At 42.6% G+C, this 16,637-nt stretch carries 15 protein-coding genes; 9 read left to right on the top strand and 6 right to left on the bottom strand.

Annotation, left to right across the window (positions count from 1 at the left end; genetic code table 11):
- The first annotated feature begins 107 nt into the window (after positions 1-107).
- On the top strand, positions 108-1,244 hold the full coding sequence (msrB, locus tag L4C38_RS19180) for a peptide-methionine (R)-S-oxide reductase MsrB (protein WP_428799158.1): 1,137 nt from the start codon (positions 108-110) through the stop codon (positions 1,242-1,244).
- 95 nt (positions 1,245-1,339) lie between these two features.
- Here msrB and L4C38_RS19175 read toward each other — a convergent pair whose 3' ends face one another.
- The 4 genes from L4C38_RS19175 to L4C38_RS19160 form a co-directional block, all read right to left on the bottom strand.
- On the bottom strand, positions 1,340-1,588 hold the full coding sequence (locus L4C38_RS19175; protein WP_428799157.1) for a DUF4282 domain-containing protein: 249 nt from the start codon (positions 1,586-1,588) through the stop codon (positions 1,340-1,342).
- A gap of 201 nt (positions 1,589-1,789) precedes the next feature.
- Positions 1,790-2,440, bottom strand: a complete 651-nt coding sequence (locus L4C38_RS19170) for a Qnr family pentapeptide repeat protein (protein WP_428799156.1) — start codon at positions 2,438-2,440, stop codon at positions 1,790-1,792.
- Between the two features lie 2 nt (positions 2,441-2,442).
- Positions 2,443-2,913: a DUF5680 domain-containing protein gene (locus L4C38_RS19165; RefSeq protein WP_428799155.1), complete on the bottom strand. Its 471-nt coding sequence runs from the start codon at positions 2,911-2,913 to the stop codon at positions 2,443-2,445.
- A gap of 149 nt (positions 2,914-3,062) precedes the next feature.
- Entirely contained in the window at positions 3,063-3,443 is a 381-nt protein-coding gene (locus tag L4C38_RS19160; RefSeq protein ID WP_428799170.1) for a cytochrome b562, read from the bottom strand.
- A gap of 470 nt (positions 3,444-3,913) precedes the next feature.
- Here L4C38_RS19160 and zwf point away from each other — a divergent pair, with 470 nt between their 5' ends.
- From zwf to gnd, 3 genes are read left to right on the top strand one after another with little or no spacing between them, the layout of a single operon-like run.
- Positions 3,914-5,416, top strand: coding sequence for a glucose-6-phosphate dehydrogenase (zwf, locus tag L4C38_RS19155; RefSeq protein WP_428799154.1), 1,503 nt, complete (start codon positions 3,914-3,916; stop codon positions 5,414-5,416).
- Positions 5,413-6,129 (top strand): 6-phosphogluconolactonase, encoded by a 717-nt coding sequence (gene pgl, locus L4C38_RS19150; RefSeq protein ID WP_428799153.1) that lies wholly within the window; start codon positions 5,413-5,415, stop codon positions 6,127-6,129. The genes zwf and pgl overlap by 4 nt, the downstream gene beginning before the upstream one ends.
- Before the next feature lie 34 nt (positions 6,130-6,163).
- Positions 6,164-7,612: a decarboxylating NADP(+)-dependent phosphogluconate dehydrogenase gene (gene gnd, locus L4C38_RS19145; RefSeq protein ID WP_428799152.1), complete on the top strand. Its 1,449-nt coding sequence runs from the start codon at positions 6,164-6,166 to the stop codon at positions 7,610-7,612.
- A 64-nt stretch (positions 7,613-7,676) separates the two neighbouring features.
- On the opposite strand, the gene L4C38_RS19140 is transcribed toward gnd, so the two are convergent.
- Complete coding sequence (locus tag L4C38_RS19140; protein ID WP_428799151.1) at positions 7,677-7,934, bottom strand: hypothetical protein; 258 nt, start codon at positions 7,932-7,934, stop codon at positions 7,677-7,679.
- Between the two features lie 203 nt (positions 7,935-8,137).
- On the opposite strand from L4C38_RS19140, the gene L4C38_RS19135 reads away from it, so the two are divergent.
- A complete protein-coding gene (locus L4C38_RS19135) occupies positions 8,138-8,776 on the top strand; it encodes a MarC family protein (protein ID WP_428799150.1) in 639 nt (212 codons plus the stop codon).
- Between the two features lie 71 nt (positions 8,777-8,847).
- Here L4C38_RS19135 and L4C38_RS21315 read toward each other — a convergent pair whose 3' ends face one another.
- Complete coding sequence (locus tag L4C38_RS21315) at positions 8,848-8,976, bottom strand: hypothetical protein (RefSeq protein WP_489686416.1); 129 nt, start codon at positions 8,974-8,976, stop codon at positions 8,848-8,850.
- 236 nt (positions 8,977-9,212) lie between these two features.
- Between L4C38_RS21315 and L4C38_RS19130 the strand changes: the two genes are divergently transcribed.
- The 4 genes from L4C38_RS19130 to L4C38_RS19115 all read left to right on the top strand — a co-directional run bounded on the left by L4C38_RS19130 (position 9,213) and on the right by L4C38_RS19115 (position 16,594).
- Positions 9,213-10,040 carry a GGDEF domain-containing protein gene (locus L4C38_RS19130; protein WP_428799149.1) on the top strand — a complete coding sequence of 276 codons (828 nt, stop codon included), beginning with the start codon at positions 9,213-9,215 and terminating at the stop codon, positions 10,038-10,040.
- A gap of 227 nt (positions 10,041-10,267) precedes the next feature.
- Positions 10,268-10,789, top strand: coding sequence for a DUF2058 domain-containing protein (locus L4C38_RS19125; RefSeq protein WP_428799148.1), 522 nt, complete (start codon positions 10,268-10,270; stop codon positions 10,787-10,789).
- Between the two features lie 477 nt (positions 10,790-11,266).
- A complete protein-coding gene (locus L4C38_RS19120; protein WP_428799147.1) occupies positions 11,267-13,723 on the top strand; it encodes a TonB-dependent receptor plug domain-containing protein in 2,457 nt (818 codons plus the stop codon).
- A gap of 51 nt (positions 13,724-13,774) precedes the next feature.
- The gene (locus L4C38_RS19115; protein ID WP_428799146.1) at positions 13,775-16,594 is read left to right on the top strand and encodes a M16 family metallopeptidase; all 2,820 of its coding nucleotides are present in this window, start codon (positions 13,775-13,777) and stop codon (positions 16,592-16,594) included.
- The last annotated feature ends 43 nt before the right edge of the window (positions 16,595-16,637 follow it).

The raw sequence follows: 16,637 nt of genomic DNA, 5'->3' as shown, positions 1-16,637 counted from the left end.
GTAAATCAGTTTAAATATAATATTAAGCAATATATTAACATTAAGATGAAATTTTTCCGGTCTGCACTCGTTCCTGTCTAAAAGAATGAACAAACTATGAGGTTGGTATGAAACTGAAGATATCGCTGTTACTACCCCTATCTGCTCTGCTGCTTATCGCCGCTTCCTTTTTTGGTGTTGCAGATAGCTCATCAAATAACGTACCGTCAAATGGCAAGCAAGAATTAGCCACTCTAGCCGGTGGGTGCTTCTGGTGTACCGAATCAGATTTGGAAAAATTGCCCGGCGTGATTGATGTTGTGTCAGGTTATGCGGGGGGGCAACTTAAGAGCCCGACTTACAAGCAGGTTTCCTCGGGTAAAACTGAACATATCGAAGTAATTCAAGTCACTTTCGACCCTGAACAAGTAAGTTACGAGCAGGTACTCGATCAGTTTTTCCGCCATATTGACCCAACTGATGATAAAGGCTCATTTGTCGACCGTGGTCCACAATATCGCCCTGCTATCTTCTATCACAACGCATTTCAACAACAGATCGCTCAACAGTTCATGATTGATATTGAACAATTAGGAGTGTTTAAGCAGCCATTAAAAACTGAACTTCGACCATTTGACGAGTTTTGGGTCGCTGAAGATTACCATCAAGACTATTACAAACGTAACTCTGTACGTTATAAATACTATCGTTATGCTTCAGGCAGAGACAGCTATCTAGATGAGATTTTTGGTGATGATCGTAATAGTAATCCTCTGACTCTGCGCCAAATGATCGATGATAAAGAAGCGCTTTCGCAAGGCAAACAATACTCTAAACCTAGTGATAGCGTACTCAAAGCGACACTGACAGAGCTGCAGTATTATGTTACCCAAGAGGACGGTACGGAACGAGCTTTTAGCAACGAATATTGGGACAACAAAGCAGAAGGCATTTATGTTGATGTGGTTTCCGGTGAACCACTGTTCTCGTCAACTGACAAGTATCGTTCTGGAACAGGTTGGCCAAGCTTCACTAAACCCATAAGCAGTCACTTTGTTGTCACCCAGACTGACTACAAAATGGTTTATCCTCGCACAGAAGTTCGCAGCCGATTTGGTGATTCTCACTTAGGGCATGTATTTAAAGATGGACCTAAACCAACTGGATTGCGCTACTGTATGAATTCTGCAGCGATGCGCTTTGTAGCCAAAGAAGATCTAAAAAACGAAGGGTATGAACAGTATTTAACGCTCTTTACTCAATAACAAAAATCAGAATAGAAGCCTTATATAATTAAGGCTTCTACTTGGATGCTATACCCAAGTAAATCCTGCATCTGAGGTTACTTGGGTACATTGTCTTATTTTCTATCAACCAACGCCTGTAAGTTGCCGTTTATTTTGAAAATAACGATCATTAACTCACACCAGATACGTGCACCTAGCGCACCACCGATAATTTGCAACAAGCCAAAGAAGATAGCACTTGCGCCATAACCAGTGAACATCGTCGCCACACCGCCAACGAGTGAAACCAGCAATAATAACCAATAGATAAAAGTAACAATTTTCGGTGTAAGCATTGAATCAAAAAACAAGACGCTTTTCATTCTCTGTCCTTAAAAGATAAAAGTAAAAGGGTGTTGTCACCACATAATCGATTGATATTGCTATCAATCGAAAGTTTAGCCACGTCAATAGCGTATCACAGCACAATAATGAGCATGATATCCAAATACTTTTATATGTTACTCAGGTCACAAAATAGTGTAACCATATAATAAAAAAGAACAATTCAAAACCAAATAGACTTAAATAACTACTACACCCAACTGTTCGAGTAATTGCGATTGCTGCCAACTGGCGATTTTTACACCAGTGAGATCGACCTTGATTGGGTTAAGCCCAGTTAAATCACAATCGGTTAGATCGCATTCTCGAATACGGAAATCACCCCAAATATTTGCCGAGAACTCACCATTACTTAGATCAGAACCTTGCAATGAAGTACCTTGCAAGTTGGTATCAATCCAACGATTTTCAAACAAGTCACATTTTTCAATACACTGTCTTTCCAAATTTGCATATGACAAATTGCACCCAGTAATGTAGGCAGAGCAGAAATAGACATTGTGGCTAATTTGATTGGCAAAGCGCGCTTGAGAAAAGTTAGCTCCTTTCAAATCACATTGACGGAACTCAATGCCAAAGCAGTTGCTTCCGACAAATTGACTCATTGAAAGTTGGCAGTTTTTAAAACTGGCCTCTTGCAAGTTCGCATAGTGAAAATCACACCCTTCCAACTCGCCTTGCTCAATAAAACTGCATTGTTCAAACTGAGTTTCAACCAATTGTGCACGGCTGAAATCACAATTAAAAAATTTGCACTTAACAAACTTGGCATAGCTCAAATCTTGATTCGCAAAACTTTCTTCGTTAAAAACTTTATCTTCGTAATTCATAATTAAGACTTAATTAGACCGCCATGATAATGTAATTCGTACACTTTTAATCCAGATAGCTCAATCCATTCATAACCAGTGAAGGAAAACACATCACCTTGATTAGTGTCCTGATACGTCCCCCAATCTGTCTCATTTGCAAAATGCCCCAGAAAATGCCCTGATTCATAGAGCTTACTCAGGCTACTCAAAACTGCATTACCTGCTTTTTCGCCATCATATACAGTTGGCTTAAGGATCTTACCGTAATAATTCATTGCCCAAATAGGCTCACCATCAAAATAAACCACTTCTTGCCCAAGAAAGTCATTGCCACCAAAGTAACTGTCCATATATTGAAAACGACCTCTACGATATTGAATATCATTAGCTCCTTGTCGAGAAGACAAGCATTTTGGCGCACGTGCAACATATGAATTAGCTTTAGCTTCTACAATAAATTTATACAGTTCCTGCTGAGTAAATAACAACATTATGCTCTCCGATTGCAATCTAAAAGCATTATAACTGTATATAAAGACAGTGCCTGGGGTTATCTCACAAATCTGGTACATCAAAACAATTCGCGCCGCTGTCTCTGCAGAGCACACATCAATAACGGGTGCCCCGCACAGTAAATCACTTAGCCAAACAGTTTGCTCCAAATACTCGGGTTACGCTTTTCGTGGTATTCTTCACGCAAGTCATCAATAAGTTTCAATTGCTGCTTAGCGCCTTGCAAATCACCTTGATCTAGCTCTTGGTTGATGCTGTCAATCGTAACGGAAAGCTTCTCAAACCCTTCTTTATATAACGCTTGTTTTTCATCTGGATATTGCGCTTGCTGCGAAGCATCAATAAGTTGATTAAAACTAACCATAGCACGTTGCATATCTTCGACAGTTTGAGCTTCTGCCGCGTGTTTGAAATCCAACTTCATCTGCTTCATTGCTGATTTTAAATCGTAATCACTCGCCATCGATTGACTAGCAAACAGAGTCGCTAAAATTAGTGCTTTTCTTATCATTGTTCACTCCTTGGGCTGAACAGCTAGTTTACTGCAATAATTAGCTATTTCGAACCTTCTTTACCATCAGAATTGTTTCGAAATTGTTCTTTTTAAGGCTTGTATCCCCTCTATACTAATGGGCATACGAGAAAATACTGTTCAAATTTAATTTGATGATAACAGGTTGGATGTGTGGCAATTAACTGATTTTGTTATATAAAAAATATCATGCTCAATTTATCCCAGAAAAAACCAGTTACATATTGAGCAATCGCGCTTTAGGCAGTTGATGTAAATCAAATTGTCGTAGACAATACAGCGCCGTATTGAGTTATAGCTCAACGAGCTTCGATTTTACCTATCAGTAATATAGGTATCATCGATTATCAATTTTGAGGTGTCGTTGATAGGGTTGCTTTCCTAGATTTATACATAAGAAAGCCATCTTTGGCACGCAGTTACTACCTCGTTTTAAGGGAAAGATGATGGTAATTCCAGAAAACAGCAGCATCGTTATTTTTGGTGCTTCGGGCGACTTAACGTATCGTAAGTTGATCCCAGCTTTATACCACCTCTACGCGAACAAGCAGCTTCCTGACAATTTCGCAATTTTGGGCGTAAGCCGCACCGAATACAGCGATGACTCTTATCGCGAAAAGCTAAAGCGCTCTCTACAAGAAATGGAAAAAACTGAGCCCGCGACTTTAGATGCATTTATCAATCACTTGTATTACCAAGCCATAGATACTTCTGATACTGCTGACTACAGTAAGTTGACAGTACGCCTTGATCAGCTCGCTGACCTGTATCAATTTGAACAGCGTAATACCCTGTTCTATCTTGCAACTCCACCTAGCTTATACAGTATTATCCCTGCCAGCCTTGCAGCTCATGGTTTGAATGGCGAAGACAACGGTTGGAAACGTCTAATCATCGAAAAGCCATTCGGTTACGATCTTGCTTCTGCACGTCAACTAGACAAAGAAATTCACGAGCATTTCCAAGAGCACCAAATCTATCGTATCGACCATTACTTAGGCAAAGAAACAGTACAAAACCTGTTGGTTTTTCGCTTCTCAAATGCCATGTTTGAACCGCTATGGAACCGTAATTTTATTGATTACGTTGAAATCACTGGTGCTGAGTTCCTTGGCGTAGAAGAGCGCGGTGGTTACTATGATGGTTCAGGCGCGATGCGCGATATGTTCCAAAACCACCTGCTACAAGTATTAGCAATGGTGGGAATGGAACCACCAGCACAAATCAATGCCGACTCTATTCGTGATGAAGTGGTCAAAGTACTGCAATGCCTAAAACCATTGGAAGAAGACGACCTGCGTAACAACCTAGTATTAGGTCAGTACACTGAATCGGATGTGCGCGGTCAACATCTGTTGGGCTATCGCGAAGAGCCGGGGGTTTCGGCTGACTCACGCACTGAAACTTACGTAGGTCTAAAAGCGTACATCAACAACTGGCGGTGGAATGGTGTGCCATTTTACGTGCGTACCGGTAAACGTTTGCCAACACGCGTAACCGAAGTGGTAATTCACTTTAAGAGCACTCCACACCCCGTCTTTGGGCAAAATGCACCTGAAAACAAACTGATCATTCGTATTCAGCCAGACGAAGGCATTCAAATGAGCTTCGGCTTAAAGCAGCCAGGAGCTGGTTTTAAAGCAAAAGAAGTGAAAATGAACTTCCACTATGCTGATTTGCAAGAAGCACAAATGCTTACCGCTTATGAGCGCCTTTTACTTGATGCTTTGAACGGTGATGCAACCTTATTTGCTCGTAGTGACGCGGTAGAAGCATGCTGGAAGTACGTTCAACCTATCCTTGAATTTAAACAAGACCCACAAGCTCTATTTGGCTACGCATGCGGAACTTGGGGACCGAAAGAATCCAACGACTTATTGCAACGAGATGGTCGCGCATGGCGTTACCCTTGTAAGAACCTAACTGACACGGATTATTGCGAACTATGATCAATCACAAGATCTTTAAAACCGCCGAGCAGGTTGTTGAAAGCCTAGCTGATAATATGAAAACGTATAGCGAGCTTGATCGCCCAGTTCATATTTCGCTATCAGGTGGTAGTACACCTAAGATGCTATTTAAATTACTCGCGAGTGCGCCATACGCTGAGTCTATTCAATGGCAAAACCTCCACTTTTGGTGGGGTGATGAGCGCTGTGTAGCACCAGACGATGTTGAAAGTAATTACGGTGAAGCTAACGCGCTACTATTTACCCAAGTGGCACTTCCTGAACAAAATATTCACCGTATCCGTGGTGAAGACCAGCCAGAAGCAGAAGCATTGCGCTTCGCTAAGGAAATGGCGGAAGTGATCCCATGCGAAAATGGCACACCAGTATTTGATTGGATTTTGCTCGGTGTAGGGGCAGATGGTCACACTGCCTCTTTGTTCCCAAACAAAACAAACTATCAAGATGAGAACTTATCGGTTCTAGCGTCTCATCCTGAATCGGGGCAAATCCGCGTTTCCAAAACCGCAAAGGTTTTACAAGCAGCCAAACGAATCAGTTACCTAGTGCTTGGCGCGGGTAAAGTTGAGATCGTTAACCAAATTCATACCACTCCGGCAAGTGAGTTGCCTTACCCGGCAGCGAAAATCCAGTCTAAAACTGGTGAAACCGAATGGTATTTAGATTCAGACGCAGCAGCAAAAATCGCGTAACGCGAGCGTCGTACGACACAATTGGAGAGACACAATGAAAGGTGATATCGGTGTAATTGGTCTAGCAGTAATGGGCCAGAACCTTATCCTAAACATGAACGACCACGGCTTTAAAGTTGTCGCTCATAACCGTACAGCTGCGAAAGTTGACGAGTTTCTAGAGGGTCCTGCAAAAGGCACAAATATCGTTGGTGCTTACTCGCTTGAAGAATTGGTAGAGAAACTAGAGTCACCACGTAAAGTGATGCTAATGGTTCGCGCTGGTGAAGTGGTTGATATGTTTATCGACGCACTTACACCGCTACTAGACAAAGGCGACATCATTATCGACGGTGGTAACACTAACTACCCTGATACTAACCGTCGTGTAGCTGCACTTCGTGAAAAAGGCATCTACTTCATCGGTACTGGTGTTTCCGGTGGTGAAGAAGGTGCTCGTTTTGGCCCATCAATCATGCCTGGTGGTGCACCTGAAGCGTGGGAAGCAGTCAAACCAATCTTCCAAGGTATCTCTGCGAAAACTGACGCTGGCGAGCCTTGTTGTGACTGGGTTGGTAACGACGGTGCTGGTCACTTTGTTAAGATGGTTCACAACGGCATCGAGTACGGTGACATGCAGCTTATCACTGAAGCGTACCAGTTCATGAAAGATGGTCTTGGTATGACAGCAGACGAGATGCAAGCGGTATTTGCCGAGTGGAACGAAACTGAGTTGAACAGCTACCTAGTAGAAATCACCGCCGACATCCTTGGCTACAAAGACGAAGATGGTGAAGCTCTGGTTGAAAAGATCCTAGACACTGCCGGCCAAAAAGGTACTGGCAAATGGACAGGTATCAACGCGCTAGATCTAGGTATTCCACTAACACTGATTTCTGAATCGGTATTTTCTCGTTGCCTATCAGCGCTGAAAGACCAACGTGTAGAAGCAGAACAACTGTTCGGCAAAACAATCACCCCTGTTGAAGGTGACAAGCAAGAGTGGGTTGATGCACTTCGCCAAGCGCTACTTGCGTCTAAGATTATCTCTTACACTCAAGGCTTTATGCTGATGCGTGAAGCGTCTAATGAGAACGGCTGGGATCTAAACTACGGTAACGTAGCGCTAATGTGGCGTGGTGGTTGTATCATCCGCTCAGCATTCTTAGGCAACATTCGTGACGCGTATGATGCGAAACCTGAGTTAGCGTTCCTAGGCTCTGATGCTTACTTTAAAGATATCCTACAAAACAGCCTAAGTGCATGGCGTAAAGTGGCGGCTAAGTCACTAGAAGCAGGCATCCCAATGCCATGTACCACTTCGGCGTTAACCTTCTTAGACGGCTACACTACGGCTCGCTTGCCAGCAAACCTTCTTCAAGCTCAACGTGACTACTTTGGTGCTCACACATACGAGCGTATCGACCGTGAACGTGGTGAGTTCTTCCACACTAACTGGACAGGTACTGGCGGCAACACAGCCTCAACCACTTACGACGTTTAATTCGTAACGCTTAATGAACAAAGGCTGAGAGTTTAACTCTCAGCCTTTTTTTCGCTTGATTAAACTATCGAAAGCACATTTGTGCGAGACGTTTCCCGATACGGAATAAGCTAAAAAATACGCCAATCATTAAAACAATAGCTAATAGATATGCTAAGCCACTAGGAACACCCAGCCCCCAAGCGAAGGTAAACGCAAGCCCCTGCATCGCTTCATTTGGCCAATACATCACAGAAACATTACTGCCTGATGTAAACAGAGTTAGGAACGCCGTAAAGCCTATAAAGGCGATAACAGCCCCTACAACATTTACTCTATTCATGAATAAAATACTGCAATATGAAAAATGCGATTGTATTCCCAAGCCCCATATTCTGCTAGTAAAACTTAATCACGAACAAAGTAATCGCATATTTTCACGTAGAATGCAGTATATAAAGGATTTACGACTTCATCAAAGCTATTAACGCAAGCTGGATAAGAACGTGCTAGTTTTAAAAGGTTGGACTATATGGAGCAAATGGCATGCTACACGACTTTACCACGCTGGCAGTAACGGTGTTTATGGGATTTTTTGCTATGATGAACCCCATCGCCAATACTGCGGTGTTCGTTGGGCTGACAGGCAAACAATCTGTGAGTGAAAGGCGCAAAACCGCAACAAAAGCCTTACTGTGCGCTTTTGTCATCGTGGCACTGTTTAGTCTGCTAGGAAAAGGGATATTCGATCTCTTTGGCATCACCCTTCCTGCCTTAAGATTAGCTGGCGGAATATTGGTATTTTTAGTTGGTTATCATATGCTACAAGGCAATCAATCTAAAATGCACTCTGAAAGCGAAAGCAATTGCGATAATAGAGACATTGCTATTTCTCCTTTGGCGCTGCCGATCCTTGCCGGTCCTGGTACCATAGCTACAGCCATGAATTATTCCGCTTCCGGTAACATTTTACATATTGTAGTGACAATCACCGCCTTCGCACTGCTGTGTTTAATTACCTTTACCTGCTTTCTTTTCGGTCCAACTCTCGTTGATAAATTAGGCGATAGCGGCATCAGTATAACAACGCGTCTAATGGGGCTAATCTTAGCGGTTATAGGTATGCAAATGCTGATTCAAGGCGTGCATGATGCAAACCAATTATTTGCTCAAGTGCCGCCTTAGCCTTCTAATACAATTATTCATTTACACTATTAGCCAATTACCTTAACTAATTAGTGCTATGGATACATTTTTTAAAATACTTCGAACACTAATACCGACTCTTCAGAGAAGCTCGCGCCTGCTTCTTTAGCATATTGAATGATAAATTTTATATGTGCCTCACGCCACCACGTATAGCTACCATCACCCTCGCCTTCAATTCCATAGATTTCAATTTTACTTTACTCAGTCTTTAAATGATTCGGCGATCGCGTCGCACTTTGATCATGGTTTTCTATAGGCGCTTCACCGAGCGGTATACGATAACTTCATAAGCGAAAAACAATACGCATACAACTGTATAATGATTACTATCCAAAATATGCCATTAATAGCATTTACCTCGTTGTGTTTTTGCTATCATCGCTACGCTTGAAACGGCTTGGATCAAATTTTAATGAAAACACTATTTAACGACAATCAAATTACACTAGGTCTTCTGCGCCGTATGCTGAAGTTTTTGTTCGTTCCGATTGCGTTGCTTTTTCCGGTTTTCTATCTCGATATCCATGTCGAATCAATCTACGACTATTGTTTGGAAGTCACCCGACTCTATTCCGTAATACTCATGACATCAGTCACCATAAAGCTGGTTAGTTCAAAGGTAATCAAAATAGGGATGACCTGTGCAATTATAAATGGCTTTTATGATACAATAACCGAAGTTATTTATATTGAAAACATGGTGAGCAAACGCTTCCCTTTTGCAGATGCTTTACTTGATGAGGCACTGCTTATCATCGCCTACGGATGCATTATTTACGGTCTTTTCAGGCACTTACGCACCGTCAACAAGCTTTCCCTTACCGACGACTTAACTAAATGCTATACGCGAACCGCTTTAAGCCTAATGCCCAACGGTGCATACCAACTCTTTTACTTGGACCTCGATAAATTCAAACTGATTAACGATACCAAAGGGCATAATATTGGAGACAAAATATTGGCCCTATTTGCACGCAGACTCATTCGCTGTTGCGATAACATCGGCTATGCGTTTCGCGTAGGCGGGGATGAATTCATAGCAATTGTAGATATCGAAAATGCACAGAATTTTATAGAAACCTTCACTAAAGCATGTGAATTGGAAGAAATCGAATTTAGCTATGGTACTGCGGCTTGTGTAAACAATAACTATGATGTAACCATTGCTGAAGCGGATGAAAACCTCTATGAAATGAAACAGTTTAAAGCAGCAAACTATCCATATAACTTCGAGCTCTAAACCATTGATGTGCCCTAAGTTCTGCCGTGAGGGCTGCCTTTCTTAATGCAAACTTCAGAGTCTGCCACTTGTTCCAGTTCAAGCAAAACAACGATATCGAATAACCATCTGTTCGCGCCTGTTTTTCATACAGAAACAGGTACGTTATTATTTTATCCAAAGGAATCTTTCTATGAGTTACATGACTCATGTAGAATGAAGAAAAATACGAACTAATTGAGAACACCATGGCAAAACTAACACTTCAAGAGCAAATGCTTAAAGCGGGCTTAGTCAACGAAAAGAAGCTAAAAAAAGCGAAGAAAGGCTCTAAAAAATCTCGTGTTCAAGCCAAAGAAGTTAAAGCGGCAGTAGAAGAGAACAAACGCCTGCAGCAAGAGCGCGACAAAGAGCTCAGCACACAACAAAATGAAGAGCGCCTTAGCAAAGAAATTCAATTTCAAATCAAACAATTGATTGAGATGAATAAGTTAGATCTTGGTGATAGTGATAGTAAATACAACTTCACCGACGGTACGCTAGTTAAGTTTCTTTACGTTGAACCGCTAATTCGTGAACAGCTAAGTAAAGGAATTTTGGCAATAGCACGCTCTGGAGAGAGTTACGCAGTTATTCCAAGTGTTGTGGCGAACAAAATAGCGCAACGAGACCAATACGTGATCATCGAACAAAAAGAGTTAGCCTCAGATATCATCGCTGAAGATGATCCATATGCTGACTTTGTCGTTCCAGATGATCTAATGTGGTAATAGTATTTGAGCCATCACTTTATGTGGGTGGTGGCTTTTCAAACAGCACTCGCTTGATTTCCATCGTTCATTTCTACTAATTCAGCACTCACTCCACTGTTTATCGCCTTCCCCACACTTTTTTGATATAGGAAACTCAATCTTAGTGACCATCGCACCTCTGCAAGAGCACAACCAGTCGGTGTAACCAGTTCAACATCAAAGCAAACAACCAAAACCATTACCTGCCGAGCGTATCACTAATAGTCGTTCTTATTAAATAATATAGTTTATATATTAAGTATATTGTCTAAATTTGCTACCTAACCGCCTCTTGCTATTAATTTTATTAATATAACCTTGCTTTCGAATATAAATTATGGATGATGCACATGTTAATGATAACAATTCGCATGCGCATTTAAATGCAAAAACTATTCCTGCCTATCGCGCTAATCACTAACGTTGCAACTCTCACTAATAATAGTAGTAGGATTTATGGATAGCTCTCACAAAATAACGCCTATAGCATTGGCGATTATCTGTACGCTTTACGGTGGTAATGCCGCTGCCCAGCAAGAAATAGAACAAGATCATAAAGAGACTGAACAAAGTGAACCTGAGGTCGTCGTTGTCACAGGAACGGCACTAACCGTTGACCGCCTTGAATTGGAACAAGCCCCCAAAGATAATCCTTCACTATCTCAAGTACTAAAACATGAGCCTAGAGTCGGAATCAACGATGCTCAAGGGTCAATGCAAGGCGGTGACTTGAAACCTGAAGAAATATCTCTATCAGGCGCTCGCCCCCACCAAACAAAATATACCATTGGTGGCGTGGGCGTTAATAACTCAACCACTTTTGGCAATGCTAGCGAACACCCCACAGCACTTACTTCCGGTCACACGTCCGGTTATTTTGTCGATACCAACTTAATTGATAGCGTTGAAGTACTCGATCACAACATTAGCGCAGAACACGGCGGTTTTACTGGTGGTATCATCAATGCCGAGTTGCGTAAACCTACTGAAGACTTCGTCATTGATTACAACTTCCGCATCAACGACAGCGACTGGAACGAACCACAGAAGGTGGGTGAGAACTTTCAAGACTCTTATGGCACTCCGATTGATGGCTCAGGTGAGTATCAACCCAATTTTCAAAAACGTATGCATGCTCTTCACTTAGGCGGAGCAATAAGTAACACGCAAAAACTCGCCTTAAATATAAGCCATCAAATCTCTGAAATCCCACTAGATAACCGTAAAGATGTTGACCAAACCATGGATAACATTTTCCTTACCCATATTTGGCAATCGGGTTTGTGGCAAACGACCACCGATTTTCGTTTCGCTGATCACAAAAGTAACAGTTTTATGAACGACCACAATAGTGGTGACGCAGTACAAGAATACAGTGAATCCGTAAATTCTCACTCTGGTTATGGTGCCACATTTAAAGTGGACCGCATGCTTCAAAATAGTCATTGGCAAAGCTCATTATCATACGACCACCTTAGCGATGAGCGCGAAGCTGAGAGTGACTACTTTGTTGTATTCATGAAAAGAATAAACGGCACATTTGAGTTCCAAAACCAAGGTAGTTATGGCGTTCTCAAACAAACGCAAAGCTCATATCAGTTTAAATCTGCATTGTATTTTGATCCATTCGTTACTGACAGCATCGAGTATCAACCTAGCTTGGGTGTTGAGCTAAGTCATCAACAAGGGACCGTTAATCGTCCAAACGATCTGACCGTCTATCAACACCTCGAGATAGTCCCAGGTCACCCACGTATTTCAAGTCTATCTAGATATGATGGCGCCAATTATGATGCAGATGCACAGCAATATAGTCTGTTTGCTGATAGCAAAATGCAATGGGACCGCTGGGGTGTCTATTTGGGTGGTCGGCTCGATCATATGAGCGTATTTGATCAAACCGTATTCTCGCCCCGTTTCACCACCAGTTGGGATTTCAATTTAGTTGACACCAACCGCATAACACTGGGTGTAAACCGTTACTACAGTGCAAACCTTTTGGGATGGGCATTAAAAGCAGAACAGAAGAAATACCAATCTAACTATCGCAACTGTACAGCTAATGATGGTAGCTGGAGCAACCTAGACCCTAGTAACCTGACCTGTACAAGAACCACAAACTTTGACAGCTTATCGCTCAATCAAGCCGATATTCCCTACTCAGATGAGTTAAGCGCATCATGGGCTATTGACCTAAATAATTTTGCTTTTAATACAGTTTATATCTATCGCCAACAACGTGATGGTGCCTCCTACTCCGTGGACTCAGACACTGGCACTGCGACAATCCACAATAACATAAAAAGTGATGACCAAATCGTTAGCTTAGAAGTATCAACCATCCACCCTTACGAGTTTGCAGGTGGTTCCTTTAGTGCAAATTGGAAGGTTGCTTATGACCACCGCAAAGGTCACGGTGACTTGAAAGCAAAATTTGACCAAGGCAATGACTTGGATGGAGGCTTCCAAGATGAGTGGGTGATGCTCGATGGTCAATTGGTCCGCTACGGTGAAATGGACGTCAGTGGCTATCAATCCCCTGTTAAAAGCAGTTTAGACCTAAACATGTACTGGGTTGGAACCGGGCTAGTATGGAATAACCGCGTCAAATATCAGCAAGGCAAGAAAGCCACCACCTTTCAAGGAATGGAAACAGTCGAAATCAACGGTCAACGCGAGAGTGTTAACTCGCTGGCATCAACCGAGTTAGATGACATAGTGACTTGGGACATGGCGGTGAACTGGACGCCATCTCAGTTGGGTAGCCACGTCATTTTAGGATTGAGTGTCACCAATGTTCTCGATACCCAAGAAGTAATCTCTCTTTCTGGCATTCAATTGGGCAACAACATTCCAAACGAGTATTACAACAAAGGAAGACAAGTTTGGCTAAACGTTAACGTACGTAATTAATAAATCGCCCTCTTTCGCTTTGACACCTTTTAATTACTGTAAGGACTTGGCGTGTTTGCACGCCTCTATTTTATGAAAACTATCCCGATTCTTATTGCAGCGTGTTTCACTTTATTAGGCTGCCAACCACAAACACCCGTCGCTCCGGACACGGAACTGTCTGTCCGTGGAGATATGATCCAAGGTGAACTTGATAATGGCATGCGCTATATCTTAGTTGAAAATAACCGTCCGAAAGATCGTGTATCGCTACAGCTCATTGTCCATGCGGGCTCATTAGACGAAGCGGAAGATCAAAAAGGCATTGCTCACTTGGTTGAGCACATGGCGTTCAACGGCACAGAGCAATTCCCTGCCAATACCCTGATAGAACATCAAGAAGCACTTGGGATGGTCTTTGGTCGTGATGTCAATGCGATGACTGAGTATTACACCACCTCCTATTTCCTTCATCTACCAAACAACTCAGACAAAATGCTAGACGAAGGCTTTAATATGCTTGCTCAGCAAGCCAGTGCGCTGGTATTCGAACAATATGAGCTTGAAAAAGAGCGCCCTGTTGTTGAAGAAGAATGGCGTAGCGGTCGAAATATGATGGCTCGCATCGGTTCTGCCAATCGTCAAATTTTGCTCGAAGATAGCCGATTTGGAGACCGTGAACCCATTGGTGATATGGAGCTGGTTCGCCATGTTGACGCAAGCCGTATCGAAGCATTTTGGCAAGATTGGTATCACCCAAATAACATAACAATGATTGTTGTGGGTGCGACAGACAAAGCTGAAGTAGAGAAAATGCTTGCACGTTATTTTGCGCCTATGCCGGCTAAAGCGTTACCTAAACGTCCCAATTTGACCGTGCCTCTAGACAACCAATTACGCATTAAAGTGATTGCAGATAGCGAAATTACAACGGAAGTATTGTCATTCAACTTCCGCGAGGAAGAAGCGCAGCCACATACTGAATCTGAGCTACGCGATCAGCTGGTTAATGAAATGACCATGCGGGTACTCAACAAGCGTCTACGGGAACAATACCAAGTAGAAAGTGAGCATGTAAGTAAAATGATGATGATGGCTCGTCCCATCGCAACAGGCTATCGCAACAACCGCTTAATGGTACTTTTAACTGGTGATGATTACTTAGCCACCACCAACGAAGCCTTTGAACAGCTTAGTCGCTTTACTGAACACGGTTTTTCTGACGGAGATCTAACTACGGTGCGCCAAAGCATTGTTAGCCGTTATGCTCAAATGGCTGATTCAATGCGCACAACAACTAACCGCCGTGTGATGATGTCGATTTTCAATCGTCTACGCTCGCAGTCTCCGTTGATCGACTCCGATCAGTTTGCAGCCACCGTTAAAGACCTAACAAATGACATTACGTTGCAAGAACTGAACACACACCTTGAACAGATGGTAGAAAAGCTAAACCCATTAGTCATCGCACAAATAAAACCCGAAAATCAAAGTCAGTTACCTACGGTAGACCAGTTACAGCAGGCATGGAGTCACGCCAAAGCGAACCCACCAGCAGCAACTCTGCCTGTAACAACAAGCAAGCCGCTCATGGAAAATATCCTTGCCGCCGCGAAAATTGTTTCTCAACAAGAGAAAGATGGTGTGCAAAGTTGGACTCTGGCAAATGGCACCACGGTTTGGTTTCAGTACAGTGATGAAACACCCAACCAATTGCTGGTTGATTACCGTGGTTGGGGTGGCAGCCAACATTTACCAATAGAGCTACGTCACGCTGCGCTACAACTGCGTCAAATGAGAAAATTTGGTTACGGCGGTTTTGACAGCGATCAACTATTGATGCTCAATGCCACCTATCCTAATCGGATCATGGCTTTTGTTAACCAAGACAGCCACGGGTTTATCGGTACATCAGATAATAATTCACTAGAAAACTGGTTACAAAATTTACATTTACAAATTACTCAACCGCAAGTTGATGAACAGCTTTGGAATGCAACACAACAGCTATTAGAACGTGGTATTGAAAACCGTATGACCAGCTCCAACGGTCAATTTAATTCTTCGATCGATGCCATACGTTATGTAAATAACCCTGAACTATTGAGCCTAACGACAGAACAACTGCATCAAATTAACAGCGAAGATTTATTACAAGCATGGAGACTCTTGTTCTCTAGCGCCAAAAATCATCAGCTAATTATTGTCGGTAATGCCAAACCAGAAGAAGTGATCGAGCTGGCTAGACGCTATGTCGGCACACTCCCTTCAAGTAGATCATTTTCACCGATAAAATTACCAGAGTTAGGTCGTGGTACGCATCAAGTTCATATTGCAGCGGGTGAAGAACCTATGGGCGTCACGAGCCTAATGTTCAACCAGAATCTTACTTACAGCATCGAGCGTGAAGACGAAGCCTACCTACTAAGCCGTATTCTTTCCAATCGCTTACGTGAATCATTACGCGAAGCATCTGGCGGAGTCTACTCAGTACGATTTGGTATCCGCCTCGACCGCGAACGCGACCAATCATACGGTCTAGTTAGCTACAGCCATGACCCTGCTAGAACCGAAGAGCTGAAAGCCAAAGCAATGATAGAGCTAGACAAGATCTTAACAAAGGGAGTGGAACAAGAAGAGCTAAACGAAGTTGTTACTCAAACTAAGCATGCCTTACAAGCCGACAATATTACTGATCGTCAGCGCATGAGTTATCTAAAAGCCGCCGTTCAATATGGTGAGAGCTTTACTGCTGTGACTGATTACTTAGCATGGATAGATAGTGTAAAACCTGAAAATCTCAATAACTTAGCAAAGAAGGTTCTGGTCACTAATAACTGGATTGATGCCTCATTGGTACCTGCAGAAACCGCAACACCAACGAAACAGTAAGTATCTTCAAATCAAGCACATACGGTTTATAGCGGTGTGTGCT

Origin of the sequence: Vibrio kasasachensis (assembly GCF_050337565.1) — a bacterium.
GTDB lineage: Bacteria > Pseudomonadota > Gammaproteobacteria > Enterobacterales > Vibrionaceae > Vibrio > Vibrio kasasachensis.
This window is presented reverse-complemented; position numbering and strand designations above follow the sequence as displayed.

What these genes read in the sequence shown, in the direction of transcription:
- msrB (WP_428799158.1), top strand. Translation starts at nt 108, where the DNA reads ATGAAACTGAAGATATCGCTGTTACTACCCCTATCTGCTCTGCTGCTT.
- L4C38_RS19175 (WP_428799157.1), bottom strand. Translation starts at nt 1,588, where the DNA reads ATGAAAAGCGTCTTGTTTTTTGATTCAATGCTTACACCGAAAATTGTT.
- L4C38_RS19170 (WP_428799156.1), bottom strand. Translation starts at nt 2,440, where the DNA reads ATGAATTACGAAGATAAAGTTTTTAACGAAGAAAGTTTTGCGAATCAA.
- L4C38_RS19165 (WP_428799155.1), bottom strand. Translation starts at nt 2,913, where the DNA reads ATGTTGTTATTTACTCAGCAGGAACTGTATAAATTTATTGTAGAAGCT.
- zwf (WP_428799154.1), top strand. Translation starts at nt 3,914, where the DNA reads ATGGTAATTCCAGAAAACAGCAGCATCGTTATTTTTGGTGCTTCGGGC.
- pgl (WP_428799153.1), top strand. Translation starts at nt 5,413, where the DNA reads ATGATCAATCACAAGATCTTTAAAACCGCCGAGCAGGTTGTTGAAAGC.
- gnd (WP_428799152.1), top strand. Translation starts at nt 6,164, where the DNA reads ATGAAAGGTGATATCGGTGTAATTGGTCTAGCAGTAATGGGCCAGAAC.
- L4C38_RS19140 (WP_428799151.1), bottom strand. Translation starts at nt 7,934, where the DNA reads ATGAATAGAGTAAATGTTGTAGGGGCTGTTATCGCCTTTATAGGCTTT.
- L4C38_RS19135 (WP_428799150.1), top strand. Translation starts at nt 8,138, where the DNA reads ATGCTACACGACTTTACCACGCTGGCAGTAACGGTGTTTATGGGATTT.
- L4C38_RS19130 (WP_428799149.1), top strand. Translation starts at nt 9,213, where the DNA reads ATGAAAACACTATTTAACGACAATCAAATTACACTAGGTCTTCTGCGC.
- L4C38_RS19125 (WP_428799148.1), top strand. Translation starts at nt 10,268, where the DNA reads ATGGCAAAACTAACACTTCAAGAGCAAATGCTTAAAGCGGGCTTAGTC.
- L4C38_RS19120 (WP_428799147.1), top strand. Translation starts at nt 11,267, where the DNA reads ATGGATAGCTCTCACAAAATAACGCCTATAGCATTGGCGATTATCTGT.